Consider the following 12793-nt stretch of genomic DNA (forward strand, 5'->3'; position numbering starts at 1 on the left):
TCAGAGGTCGATCGCTTTTCTGCAAAAACCCACTAGGGAAGATTATGAAAATAATGATATATATGATACATTAATTTCTGAAGTATCAGAATCTGTACCGGTCAAATTCACCCAAGAGCCTACCAAATCAACCCCTAAGAACACCTGTTAAATTTGTCATTTGACATTACTCATCAATTTGCCAGGAATCTTTGCTGATCACATCATCAAAAATTTTCTTAGGACGGACAATCACAATCACTCGCCCCAGTAGAGAAATTTGAGGCTCGGTGTCAAACCACTGAAAATCTAATTCCCCATTGTGTTCAACCACGAAATAGCTGGAATCATCCCATTGACGCGCGGCGCGGTCTACAACCACCAGCACGGGTTTTGGTAAATTGTTTTCCTGGTTAGGGAGGCGATCGCTATTACATAAAATCACTACAGGATCTTCCGCAGTTAATAATACTTGCCAACCAGGTAATGGTACCCAAGCCTGTTCCCCGGCAAATTTAACTAAACCAAATGGTTCCAGGCTTTCTACTAGGGGTACAGCTTGTAAATCTTCTGGTGTTAATGGCAACTCCCCCACTACCGGCACGATGCGGGGTAATTCGTCTTCTGACTCAAAGCGATAAAAAGGTAAAATGGGGGCGGGACGCTGGGAGACTACAGTAAAATCAACTAATAACTGTTCGATTTTGTTCCTAGCTGTGGGGGTGTGGGCAAATTTCAAACCCTTGGCAATTAGACGCGATCGCTCTTGTAAATCTGTATATTGCCGTGCTAACTTCCAAGCTTGATAGGCAACAGCATCACCAGGATGGGCGGAAAAACCGGTCGGTAAAGTCCGCAAGCGGGAGAAATCCTTAATTGCTTTTGCAACTTCCCGCGCTTCATCCATATCGAGCTTGTGGGTAAAGGTCAGTTCAGCCGCTGCGGCCCGTTCTTCGTGGGTCAGCGAGCGTAATTCGTATAAAATATCGCTACCCCGTGTACCGTAGTGCGATCGCGTCGCTTCCGAAGCACCACCTTTTTCTAAAGAATGATAAACTTGGGAACCAACAACCACCTGGTTTTGTTGAATTGGCTCAAATCCAGTTTCCTCAAAAATCTGCTGAGGATTGTAACCGGCTTTTTGCAAGGAGGCGATCGCCGCTCCCCACTCTACCCAGTTACCTTGTTTTTGTCTGAGCTTTCGCAGCAACTCCTTTACTATATCTTCATTCACAGCATTTTCAGGATTTTGAGCATTAGAAGGTAAATTAGTCATAATTCGGGAGTGGGAGCCTAAAATAGGAAAGTTTTTTTTAAATGTGAATTAGCAACGCTAACTAGGATATCTGAAATTTCACCCCCCAGTTTATCGTTTCTGTCTTACACATACTATACTAGTGTCAAAATATTCTTCACTCTTGACCATTCACAGATGACCAATAATGAATCGAGAAATCCGCGATATTTTTGACCGTATTGCTCCAGTTTATGACCAGTTAAATAATTGGTTGAGTCTGGGACAACATCGGATCTGGAAGGAAATGACCATCAAATGGAGTGGAGCTAAACCAGGACATACTTGTCTAGATATATGTTGCGGTAGTGGTGATTTAGCCTTTGGTTTAGCCAGATATGTGGGAAACCAGGGACAGGTGTATGGTGTGGATTTCTCAGCCAATCTACTAGCAGCTGCTCAAGAACGCGCCCAAAGCCTGCACCCCCAACCCAATATTTCTTGGATAGAAGCTGATGCACTCAGTTTACCTTTCGAGGATGGCCAATTCGATGCGGCAACTATGGGCTATGGTTTAAGAAATGTTACAGATATTGATCGCAGTCTTCAAGAATTACACCGCGTTCTCAAGCCTGGCGCAGTAGGGGCAATTTTAGACTTTCACCGTCCCAGAAATCAGCAGATGCGAGCTTTTCAGCAATGGTATTTAAGTAGTATAGTTGTACCCATGGCTGAACAAATGGGTTTAAAACAAGAATATGCTTATATCAGTCCCAGCTTAGATCGTTTCCCCACTGGGGAGGAGCAAGTCGAGTTAGCCCGTCAAGTTGGTTTTACTGCGGTTACACACTATCCCATTGCCAACGATATGATGGGAGTATTGGTAGTCAGTAAATGATTTACCACTTGTGGTTTATCAAGCCTAATTCTCTTAATTTTTACCTTGGATTGGTCTCACCTTTGGTTTTATTTATTACCCCCGTTCCTGGGTGGCACTATTGGCTATTTCACTAACGATCTAGCCATAAAAATGTTGTTTCGCCCCTACCGAGCCATTTACATAGCGGGGCGGAAATTACCATTTACTCCCGGATTGATTCCCAGCAATCAGGAACGTCTGGCTCAAAAAATTTCTAATACAATTATGGGGTCATTGCTGACTCCAACAGAATTGCAAAATCTGGCGCGCCGGTTGTTACAAACAGAACGCGTACAGTCAGCCATTTTGTGGTTATTGCAGTTGGCAATTACACAAATTAAAGAGGAAAAAAACGAAAAAAGTGCCACAATAGTCGCAGGAATTTTGCGTGATTTGTTAGGAGAATCATTACCTCGGTTACTCAAAGTTTTGGCAAGGCGAGAAGATTTTTTAGAGGTACAGATTAATCAAATCTTTGACCAAGTATTGCTGGAATTACAACTGAGTGAAGAACAATCAACAAGGCTAGCTGATTGGTTACTACAGGTAGTTTTACCTCCAGATGTATTGCGACAGGTAATTATTGATTTTTTGACTGACCGCACTATTCAAACTATTGATGAAAGCTTTCGAGAAAAGACCAGTGGTACTTATTGGGTAGTAGCAAATTTATTTGGTTTACGTAATACTCTGACGAGACTGAGAACTTTTTGCTTAGATGAAAAAGATGCTACTAATGCTCGTTTAGAGGAATTGATTCAAGTTTTGCAAATGCGCGATCGCCTGAAAAAAGTCTTGCAAGATTTATCATTACAAAACTTACCCATAGGGACAGTGCGCCAACTCCGAAAGACTACAAGGGAAAGTGTGCGTCATTATATCCAGTCGAGTGGTGGCGATTTACTTCAAGGATTGACTGATTCTGTTAACTGGGAAAAGATAGCCAAATTACTACTTAATCGTTTGAGCAATTCACAGGTAGTCGGTTCTTCTTTGGAAGTTGTCAGTCAAGAGTTGGCGAAAATTTTAGAAAGATATTTGGAAAAAGATTTAGAAAAAATTGTCGCGCAGGTAATTCCAATATTATCGATAGATAAAGTAATCATTGACCGTGTGAAAGCAACTTCACCTGCTGATTTAGAAGCTGCAATTGAGGGAATCGTCAAAAATGAACTACAGGCAATTGTAAATTTAGGTGGTGTTTTGGGTTTTCTGATTGGTTTATTGCAAGTAGGATTTTTAATCTTGACCCAGGGTTAGTTGTTCTGGCCATGATTAACTTTAAATTCACCCATTGTTACTCACCTTTAACTTAGGATAAGCAATGCGCTTGTGGTGAAATTGCTGCCAAACATCTACAAATATACGGCTGATTTCTGACATTTCTTGCCTTGTCAGTCCTGAATCTACCATTTGATTGTCTTGCCATTTGGCACGCAGAACATTATTCAGCATGGTTAAGGCTTGTTCTGGAGTTGCATCTTTGAGCGATCGCAGGGCCGCTTCACAAGAGTCGGCTAACATGACTATTCCGGTTTCCCGTGATTGGGGAATCGGTCCGTCATAGCGAAAATCCGCCTCATCTACTATTAAGCTGGGGTCTTCCCGGGACATTTCTAGTGCTTGGTGATAAAAATAGGCAATCAATATTGTTCCTTGATGCTCAGGGATGAAAGCTTGAATCGCCGTGGGTAAAAGGTGTCTTTGGGCCATCACCAACCCCTCACTCACGTGCTTTTTGATAATTGCTGCACTCTTCCAAGGATCTTGAATCTCTTCATGTTTATTAGGCCCCCCCATTTGATTTTCAATAAACCCCAGGGGATCGTGCATTTTACCGATATCGTGATACAGAGTTCCAGCCCTTACTAGTTCTACATTACATCCGAGCTTTTTGGCTGCAGCTTCAGCCAGAGTAGCTACCAATAGGGTATGCTGAAAGGTTCCTGGGGTTTCAGTAGCCAGTCGTTTTAATAAGGGGCGATTGGGATTAGCTAGTTCAGCTAATCGAATGGGGGTAACTAAATCAAATACTTTTTCTAGATAAGGACTTAAGCCCAAGGCCACAATACTCCAGGCTAAACCAGATAATGCAAATAATCCTGCTCCCTGAAGTACGCCATACCAACCTGCGCCAAATACCGCACCGATGAGCAGCTTCATGATCAGGTACATACCCCCTTGAGTCAGGGCGATCGCTACACCTAATAATGCCAATTCTTCGCGCGATCGCAATTTTTGCGCCATGGTACTGCCCAATATTCCCGCCGCTCCACCAGCTAACAGCGAAATTATGCTGATTTCCACTGTCATTGGTAGAATTAACAACAGCAGTACCACAACAGTAGCACCTAAAATAGGTGCATAAAAGCTACCCAACAGTAAACCCACGCCGCTCCAGGTGGTATATGGTAAGCCAAGGGCGATTACTGCAGGGGTAGTGAGGGTAAGTAGCAGTACTAACAGGTAATCGCGCTGCCGCAATTTATACTCGATTTTTTTCCCTACCACAACAAAAATGCCAATTGCTGCTGTGATCATACTGGCTAATTTCATCAATTCTCGCCAGTTATTCTCCCGGCGAATTAATTGATAATGCTCCAGAACATCAAAGTGCCATTGAGTAATATCTTCTCCTTTGGTAACAATCAGATCTCCTTGCTCTACCTTCACTATTACAGGTAATACTCTATCTGATGCTTGCTGTATTTGTTGTTTGGTTTGTTCCTCATCAGTCTTGAGATTCGGTTGCAGCACGGCTAATAAGAAGTTAGTTACCAAGGGTTCGGCATTTTTTGGGACAACTTCCTGGATGTTGAGCTTCACCGCATTTTCTAGAATACTTGAAGGTAATCCTGGGGAAATCCCTTGAGCCAGAATTCTGTCAGCGCTCTGGCGAATTCCTGCCTGTGCTTGCTGCCACTCGTCATCTGATAATTGCAGCAGGGTGGTTTCAGTGTAAACTTGCGGGGGACTGGCTAACTGTTGCTGTAACAGTTGGATTCTGGCTTGGCTATATTTTTGCCGCACTTGGGAGGTTTGCAATATGAGTGAATCCAAATTTTTAGCTGAAGTTGTAGCACGATAAGCTTTGAGTTCTGCTACTGCTTGAGCCAACTCCCTGTTCTGGGCAAGATTAAGGGGTTTTTGATTACCAGGAGACACAAACAGGGGTAAATTACCGGAACTGAGGAGCGGTGAACCAGTAGATGATGGGAATAAGGGCAGTTTTTCTGCTATGGTGCTTCTGTGTGTATTTTCGGGGTTACTTTTGTTTGGGTTAACTGACAAGCTTGATTGGTTTGGGCTATTATTTCCTAAACTTGCCAGTAGGGTTTTCCATTCTGCAATAGAACAGGAACGAAGATAATGCTGGGTAGGAATAGACACAACTGTTGTATCAAAAAAGGGAAAAACTCCAGCTACTGTGCGAATTTTCTGGCCTTGTTCCAGAAGTTTGTGTAAATTATTGTTGATTATTTCAGTCTTGTGGACATCGACCATCAACACTGGGATGGAACCCTTACTGGCGGCTTGGCGTTTGGCTTGTGTTTGTCCTTTATCCTCAATGTTAGCAGTATAGGGTGCTTTGATGGTTTCCGGTGCTGGAGTACCTACTGTCAGTTGCGGTTGATTGTATAGTTTATGCCCCATAACCCCAGTCAGAGATAGGACAGCGACGGCCAGAACCACGGAGGAACGCTGAGAATGCAACCAGCTTGGATATAGTGCGTCAATACCCCGTCGAGTTCTGACCGTTTTTGCCATTGTTCTGAGTGCTATTTCTGGTTTTTGGTGTTCGCTGTTGTCAAAATATTGAGAAAATCTCTGCTTGTTCATAATCTCCGGCTGCTTACTTTGATAACTCAAAACAAGACAATCCTCAAAGAATCCCTAGGTTTTGTGGATGCGATCGCGCTTTGCCCATTGGCAAAGCTCATGAGAAGATTGGTAATGCTATCTGCTTGAAGCCAGTTACACAGCATAGCCACCTACATCAGGTTATTTTTAGAGAGGACAAAAATACTAAATTTTCTAGTTATTAACTGGTATTTGGCGCTTACAAACGGAACGGCGGCCATTATCTTAACGGGACTGAATAACGCGAGGAGATGCAAAGACGCAAAGGGCAGTCTGTTCTTCATGTCTTACACATCCTTCCCCTGGATACTCATTGAAATGTACAGCGGGATCATACACTCCTGACCATACAGCAACCAGTACATCAGCTAATTCTACCACTGGACTCCTGGAATTATCAGGGGATAACAAACCATGCCATTTTACAGGAATACCCAGGGTACTATTGTAAGCCCCTGATAATGCACCAGTAATTATACTGATGGTTTGCAAATGTAAATTTCCAGTTTCTCCCTCCCTAGTATTATCCTTGTGAGTAGCTCGCAAAACTGCCAACTGCAGGTCTTCCAAGGTGCTGAGAAAGCAGTAAAACGCCATCACAATAGCATGAATCGCATCGTCTTCTCTACTAAATTCGGCTTGTACTGTTTCTAACCCAACTGCTTGCTCTGATAAATTATTCAGTTTTATTAATTTATCTGGTAACAGCGTGGATGTGTCGCCAATAAAACTGATGATTTCGGGTATGAGGGTTTGAGGATCAAGTTTTTCGGTGAGAGATTTGGCTATGGTGTATCCTACTGCTAGTGTGCCATCCCTGACAACTGGTTCACCGCCCCATATTGGCAACATCTCCAGCAAGTTTTGTCGTAGGTGGGTGCTGTGATCATGAAAAAAAAGTGCCACTGGTAATGTGGCAATTATAGCTCTGAGCAGAAGGCTATCAGTACAGTTTAAATCAGGAGGTTCTGTAGGATGCTGATCTGGCCAGTTATCTAAATCTAATTTACCTAGCTCTATTAAGTTTTTAGTACCCAGAAGGAGTATTTCGCTCACATCACAGCTAAGATAATTCTGGGCATCCTGTGCTAAAACCTGACCTAGTAATGCTCCTAATAAAGTACCTTTAAACCGATTAATCAGTGGGTAGCGCATAATAAAAAAAAATTACAATTGCCGCCGTCGCTTTCCCTCCGCATCAGCAGTACATAAGGCCGCTAGGACACTTTCAGGGGTAATTTCACATGGTTCATTATAAATCGTTTCGCCGGCACTACAAGCTTGTTGCGCCGCTAAAAATAAGCGATCGCGACTAACTCCCTCCAGTCCTAAATCCGCTAGGGTAGTCGGTAGTCCCACCGCTTCACAGAAGCTAAAGACGCGATCAATCACCGCACTTGGGCGATCGGTTAAAATCAGCATTGTCAGTACCCCAAATGCCACCTTTTCACCATGCCAAAACTTTTTAGTTTCTGCGAGCATTGTAAACCCATTATGAATGGCATGGGCTGCAGCCAGTCCGCCACTTTCAAAGCCGAGTCCACTCAGTAACGTGTTCGCTTCCACCACCCGTTCCAAAGCCGGAGTAACTACGTTTTGTTCACAAGCGGTTTTTGCGTGAACCCCATATTCCAGCAAGGTTTCATAGCACAGATGGGCGAGACTAAAGGCAGTTATCGGACCCATGCGCCCGGTCATATTTTTAGCGCGTTTAATCTGACAGTCTTCTGCTTCAAACCAGGTAGCGAGGGCATCTCCCATACCTGATACCAGAAAGCGCACAGGGGCTTGGGCGATAATACTTGTATCTACTAAAACTAAGTCTGGGTTGCGGGGTAAGACCAGATAGCGTTCCCATAGGCCTTCGGGGGTGTAAATCACTGATAGGGCGCTACATGGGGCATCGGTTGAGGCAATAGTGGGGACAATGGCGACGGGAAGTTTTAATTGATGGGCGGTGGCTTTGGCTGTGTCGATGGTTTTTCCCCCTCCCACACCGACAATTAAATCTACTTGATAACTTGTAGCTGTTGATATATGTTTATCAATTTCGCCATCGCAGCATTCACCCCCAAAACCTTGGAGATATACTTCGACTTTTCCCGCGGTGAACTCTTCAATCAAGGGTTGGAATTGCCCAAAAATCACGGGATCGATGATTACAAGGGCTTTTCGACCTAAACGACTTAATTCTTCACCGAGCAACTTGATAGCATTGCTACCTTGAACATATCGGGATGGGAAAATGGCAGTAGTAATCATGGGCTACTCCTCAAAATTATTTCATATCTTCGGGTTAAATCATGCCGACACTAGGGCTACCTCATACCTATCAAATCAATCTTAAGCCTGGTTAGGTCTAGACAGTTTTACCTACCGCAAAATATGACAATTTTTTAGGAAAATTAATGTTTTTTAACTTGATTTCTTAAGTGATCCACGAGGGCTTGTAAACCCAGCAAATAACTTTGCACACCAAAACCACTGATTTGTCCGATAGACACCGGCGCAATGAAAGAATGGTGGCGAAAATCTTCCCGGCGATAAATATTACTTAAATGTACTTCCACTGTGGGTATATTCACACCAGCGATCGCATCCCGCAAAGCCACACTTGTATGGGTATAAGCCCCCGCATTAATCAAAATTCCCTGATGTTTTCCTAAAGCCCCATGAATCTGATCTACCAAAGCTCCTTCATGATTTGACTGCACAGGAATTACTTGCGCTTGTAACTTCAAAGCTTCTGCTTCTAACAAGCGGTTAATATCAGCTAGAGTCAAGGAACCATAAATTCCTGGTTCTCGCTGTCCTAGTAAATTTAGATTGGGCCCGTGCAGTACTAAAATACTAATAATTGGCGAATACGAGTTCAATTTTTTCAGGTATTAACGACGACGCGATCGCTCATTGACAGGAATCGGAATTAGTTCCGGTTCTGGCTCTGGCTCTGGGCTTAATAAAGCTTCAATGAGCTTGCGTGCCAACGCTTTCAGCTTTTCTAGCACTTTATTTATATAGTCCATTGAACTGACTGCTCCTGAGATACTACCTCAATATTGTGACTAACGGCTACGCGTAACTCGCGTATTTTCGCACCTCTTGATTGAGAACAGGCTGACAGCAACCGAGCCTTCCTGGAAGTGAACTACTTCTAAAATTGGCTTTTGTCATCAACCCTACCTTTTAGAGTATCACATTACGACCTTTGACACCTCCGGCTACAAAGTCACAGGGAACATGGAACACCGGAACACCGAAGGATTGGGGAACACACCCAACACGGTATGGCTAACGCCACGCTATCGCTATGGACTTCGCTCACAGACCACACAAAAAACAATAAAATCCAGTCCCCTTTCCCTGATAAAGGGAAAGGTGAGGGAGGGGTCAAACAATAGTTGATACACTAATCATGACTGACTAAACATCCTCTAAGCTTCTGGATCATTTTTTTTAGTGCGAGTCTGGGATGATTTAGCAGTTGACTTGGTGCGAGATGTTGTAGATTTAGTCGTCTTGCGAGTAGATTTCTTGGTAGAGGCTTTGACTGCTAATAATTCTAGGGCTGTAGATAGGGTGATATCCTCTACCGAATGACCTTCTGGGATGCTGGCATTAATTTTGCCATGCTTAATATAAGGACCATAGGGGCCATCATAAATATTTACTGGCGTACCTTCATCAGGGTGCATACCCAATTCCCGTAAAGCTGTCTTGGAGTTGCTACGGGTAGATCCGCGCCCCTTTTTCGCTTCAGATAATAACTCCAATGCTCTTTCCAGGGAAACTGTCAGCACATCATCACCAGCTTTGAGGGAGCGATAATCTTTTCCCTCCTTACCCTGGTCGTGAACAACATAAGGACCAAAGCGCCCCAAACTGGCTTTAATTTTACCACCTGTGACTGGATGAACTCCCAATGTCCGGGGTAGAGACAACAGACCCACAGCCATCTCTAAAGAGACATTTTCCGGTGTGACACCTTTGGGTAAAGAAACTTGTTTGGGTTTGGGATTTTCCTCTGTTTTATCACCCAACTGCACATAGGGACCATAAGCACCAATTTTGAGATAAATGGGTTCACCAGTTTCAGGATGGCGACCCACCTGGTCAGGTCCTGCGGTTTTTTGTCGCAGCAGTATTTCTACCTGTTTGGGGTCAAGGTCAGATGGTGTGAGGTCTTTGGGAATGGAAGCAGTAACCACAGTACCATCATTCTCCATTTCGATGTAGGGGCCATATTTTCCTATACGGATTTTAGCCTCTAAATTTTCTAATACTATCGTTCTGGCAAGAGTGGCATCAATTTGATGTTCTTGTTCTTTAACTAGAGTGTCTAAACCTTTGTCTCCGAGATAAAATTGTCGTAAATAAGGTAACCAATTAGCCTCCCCTGTGGCAATGTCATCTAGAGTTTGTTCCATCTTGGAGGTGAAACTGGGGTCTACAATATCCGGGAAATACTTTTCTAGAAGATTTGTGACGGCGAAGGCCGTGAAAGTAGGAATCAAGGCATTACTTACTAATTGGGCATAACCCTTATCGATGATTGTACCGATAATACTCGCGTAAGTACTAGGGCGGCCAATACCTTCACTTTCTAGAGTTTTCACCAGGGTGGCTTCGGTATATCTAGCTGGTGGTTGGGTTTCGTGACCCACGGATTCTAAGTCGGTACAATTGGGATGATCCCCCACTTTCAAACTAGGCAAAATTACTTCTTGATCTTCCAAGGCTGCATCTGGATCATCCGAACCTTCTACATAAGCACGCAGGAATCCAGGAAAATCAATCCGCTTACCAGCAGAACGAAAGCCAGCATCTTCAACTTGCAACTGTACAGTAATTTGGGTTTGGCGACAGTCAGCCATTTGACTAGCGACGGTACGCTTCCAAATCAAGTCATAAACAGCCAGTTCCCGACCGCTTAAACCAGTTTCTTGGGGAGTACGGAAAGTGCTCCCAGCGGGGCGAATAGCTTCGTGGGCTTCTTGTGCGCCTTTAGATTTGGTGGTGTATTGGCGGGGTTGGGGACTGAGGTAGTTTTTGCCGTAAAGTTGTTCTACACAGGTACGAGCGGCGGTGATTGCCTGATCAGACAAATGTACTGAATCTGTCCGCATATAGGTAATATACCCTTGCTCATACAAATTCTGGGCAATCCGCATAGTGTCTCTGGCTGAGAGACGCAGTTTACGGTTTGATTCTTGTTGGAGTGTCGAAGTGGTAAAGGGTGGCGCTGGTTTACGTGTTACAGCCCGTTCATCGATGTTGTTGACATTCCAGGTTTTGCCCGTCAGCCTTTGTTTGAGGGCGATCGCTTGGGCTTCGTTCAGTAACAAGACATTGCGCCCTGCGGAAATTTGTCCTGTGGCTGCGTCAAAATCACTACCAGTGGCTACTTTTGTTCCTCCCAGTGTCACTAACACAGCGCCAAAGGCGGTTTTTTCCTGCACTAAGTTAGCTTTTAAATCCCAATATGTACCTTCATGGAAGGCTCGCCGTTGGCGCTCCTTGGTGACTAAAAGTCTTACAGCTACTGACTGTACTCTTCCAGCGGATAATCCCCAGGCGATTTTTTTCCACAGCAGGGGAGACAGGGTATACCCCACTAATCGATCCAAAATCCGCCGTGTTTCTTGGGCTCGAACTAACTCCTCATCAATATTGCGGCAGTTTTTCAAAGCTTTTTTAATAGCTTCTTGGGTAATTTCGTGAAAGACCATTCGCTTAGTCGGAACTTTTGGCTTGAGGAGTTGGTATAAATGCCAACTGATGCTTTCGCCTTCCCGGTCTTCGTCTGTTGCCAGAATCAGTTCATCTGCTTCTTTGAGGGCTTCTTTAAGCTGGGTGACAACTTTCTTTTTGTCTTTGGGGACTACATACACCGGTTCAAAGTCGGCTTCTACATTTACCCCCAGCTGGGCCCACGGCTCCGCCTTCACAGCGGCGGGAATTTCCGTGGCAGATTGGGGTAAGTCACGGACATGACCCATAGACGCTTCTACCCGATAGTTTTTTGGCAGGTAGTTGCGAATGGTACGAGCTTTGGTCGGAGATTCGACGATGACGAGAGTTGACATGGAAATTTCAAGAAAAAGAGTAGCTATGCTAGCTAAACAGTCAAATTGATGTGATTATGGCTACGCCATGCAAGCTATCGGTGAAATGTCAAGATAAAACGTCACGCTTAGGGCTGTGATTTAATCTATGGCTACGCCACGCAAGCTATCACACGTTAGTCCTCACCAGATGAAAATACACCAAGCTAATGGCGCGGTTCTTCCTAGAGGATGGGTTGGGGAAATGCTGGCGATGAATCACCAGCTATTTCAATCTTTAACTTATCTAGGGCAGAATTGGCGAATCTAGTTTATAAAATCCCCCTCAAGTTTCATCAGGTGAATATTTTAATGTGATGGCTTTTGTGGTATCCTAATTTCTGCATTGATTAGATTTGGTAAGGTTTAAACCACTTTTAAAAAACACAGTCGAGAGAATACCCCCAAATATCCCCGCACTCGATCTAAGTTAGAGTCCCAATAAAAATCCCATTTACCTTTATTGTTTTACCCCGCCTTTGGTGCGTTCCTGTGTTCGCTGTTACCTATTCCGCTGTGTTCCCCTATTCCCTGTTCCCTAAGAGGATGTTTGTCAAGTCATGATTAGTGTATCAACTATTGTTTGACCCCACCCCCTTCCTTACAAGGGTAGGTTTTTAATATGATCTGTGAAGGCAAGACTACCGAAGACAAGGAAGGAAAGTGGACAAGGAAGATTTTATACGGACAATGGTC

General features: G+C 44.1%; 10 protein-coding genes. 3 read left to right on the plus strand and 7 right to left on the minus strand.

Features of this window, described 5'->3' with window-relative positions; all coding sequences use genetic code 11:
• Nucleotides 1-166: 166 nt before the first annotated feature.
• On the minus strand, nt 167-1255 hold the full coding sequence (locus tag PN457_RS10570) for a RuBisCO accumulation factor 1 (RefSeq protein ID WP_271733239.1): 1089 nt from the start codon (nt 1253-1255) through the stop codon (nt 167-169).
• Nucleotides 1256-1421: 166 nt separating this feature from the next.
• Between PN457_RS10570 and ubiE the strand changes: the two genes are divergently transcribed.
• Both ubiE and PN457_RS10580 read left to right on the plus strand, forming a co-directional pair.
• On the plus strand, nt 1422-2111 hold the full coding sequence (gene ubiE, locus PN457_RS10575; protein WP_271733240.1) for a bifunctional demethylmenaquinone methyltransferase/2-methoxy-6-polyprenyl-1,4-benzoquinol methylase UbiE: 690 nt from the start codon (nt 1422-1424) through the stop codon (nt 2109-2111).
• A gap of 45 nt (nt 2112-2156) precedes the next feature.
• Nucleotides 2157-3392: a DUF445 domain-containing protein gene (locus PN457_RS10580; RefSeq protein WP_271733241.1), complete on the plus strand. Its 1236-nt coding sequence runs from the start codon at nt 2157-2159 to the stop codon at nt 3390-3392.
• Nucleotides 3393-3419: 27 nt separating this feature from the next.
• Here the strand turns inward: PN457_RS10580 and PN457_RS10585 are convergent, their stop codons facing one another.
• From PN457_RS10585 to topA, 6 genes are all read right to left on the minus strand, one after another.
• Nucleotides 3420-5972, minus strand: coding sequence for an HD family phosphohydrolase (locus tag PN457_RS10585; RefSeq protein WP_271733242.1), 2553 nt, complete (start codon nt 5970-5972; stop codon nt 3420-3422).
• Between the two features lie 246 nt (nt 5973-6218).
• Nucleotides 6219-7148 carry an ADP-ribosylglycohydrolase family protein gene (locus PN457_RS10590; RefSeq protein WP_271733243.1) on the minus strand — a complete coding sequence of 310 codons (930 nt, stop codon included), beginning with the start codon at nt 7146-7148 and terminating at the stop codon, nt 6219-6221.
• Nucleotides 7149-7160: 12 nt separating this feature from the next.
• A complete protein-coding gene (locus tag PN457_RS10595; RefSeq protein ID WP_271733244.1) occupies nt 7161-8255 on the minus strand; it encodes a glycerol dehydrogenase in 1095 nt (364 codons plus the stop codon).
• A 143-nt stretch (nt 8256-8398) separates the two neighbouring features.
• Nucleotides 8399-8869 carry a type II 3-dehydroquinate dehydratase gene (gene aroQ, locus PN457_RS10600; RefSeq protein WP_280801961.1) on the minus strand — a complete coding sequence of 157 codons (471 nt, stop codon included), beginning with the start codon at nt 8867-8869 and terminating at the stop codon, nt 8399-8401.
• A gap of 12 nt (nt 8870-8881) precedes the next feature.
• Complete coding sequence (locus tag PN457_RS10605; protein WP_271733245.1) at nt 8882-9019, minus strand: hypothetical protein; 138 nt, start codon at nt 9017-9019, stop codon at nt 8882-8884.
• A gap of 408 nt (nt 9020-9427) precedes the next feature.
• Entirely contained in the window at nt 9428-12079 is a 2652-nt protein-coding gene (topA, locus tag PN457_RS10610; RefSeq protein WP_271733246.1) for a type I DNA topoisomerase, read from the minus strand.
• A gap of 127 nt (nt 12080-12206) precedes the next feature.
• Here topA and PN457_RS10615 point away from each other — a divergent pair, with 127 nt between their 5' ends.
• The gene (locus tag PN457_RS10615; RefSeq protein ID WP_271733248.1) at nt 12207-12368 is read left to right on the plus strand and encodes a hypothetical protein; all 162 of its coding nucleotides are present in this window, start codon (nt 12207-12209) and stop codon (nt 12366-12368) included.
• The last annotated feature ends 425 nt before the right edge of the window (nt 12369-12793 follow it).

Origin of the sequence: Anabaenopsis arnoldii (assembly GCF_028331025.1) — a bacterium.
GTDB lineage: Bacteria > Cyanobacteriota > Cyanobacteriia > Cyanobacteriales > Nostocaceae > Anabaenopsis > Anabaenopsis arnoldii.

What these genes read in the sequence shown, in the direction of transcription:
- PN457_RS10570 (WP_271733239.1), bottom strand. Translation starts at nt 1,255, where the DNA reads ATGACTAATTTACCTTCTAATGCTCAAAATCCTGAAAATGCTGTGAAT.
- ubiE (WP_271733240.1), top strand. Translation starts at nt 1,422, where the DNA reads ATGAATCGAGAAATCCGCGATATTTTTGACCGTATTGCTCCAGTTTAT.
- PN457_RS10585 (WP_271733242.1), bottom strand. Translation starts at nt 5,972, where the DNA reads ATGAACAAGCAGAGATTTTCTCAATATTTTGACAACAGCGAACACCAA.
- PN457_RS10590 (WP_271733243.1), bottom strand. Translation starts at nt 7,148, where the DNA reads ATGCGCTACCCACTGATTAATCGGTTTAAAGGTACTTTATTAGGAGCA.
- PN457_RS10595 (WP_271733244.1), bottom strand. Translation starts at nt 8,255, where the DNA reads ATGATTACTACTGCCATTTTCCCATCCCGATATGTTCAAGGTAGCAAT.
- PN457_RS10605 (WP_271733245.1), bottom strand. Translation starts at nt 9,019, where the DNA reads ATGGACTATATAAATAAAGTGCTAGAAAAGCTGAAAGCGTTGGCACGC.
- topA (WP_271733246.1), bottom strand. Translation starts at nt 12,079, where the DNA reads ATGTCAACTCTCGTCATCGTCGAATCTCCGACCAAAGCTCGTACCATT.
- PN457_RS10615 (WP_271733248.1), top strand. Translation starts at nt 12,207, where the DNA reads ATGGCTACGCCACGCAAGCTATCACACGTTAGTCCTCACCAGATGAAA.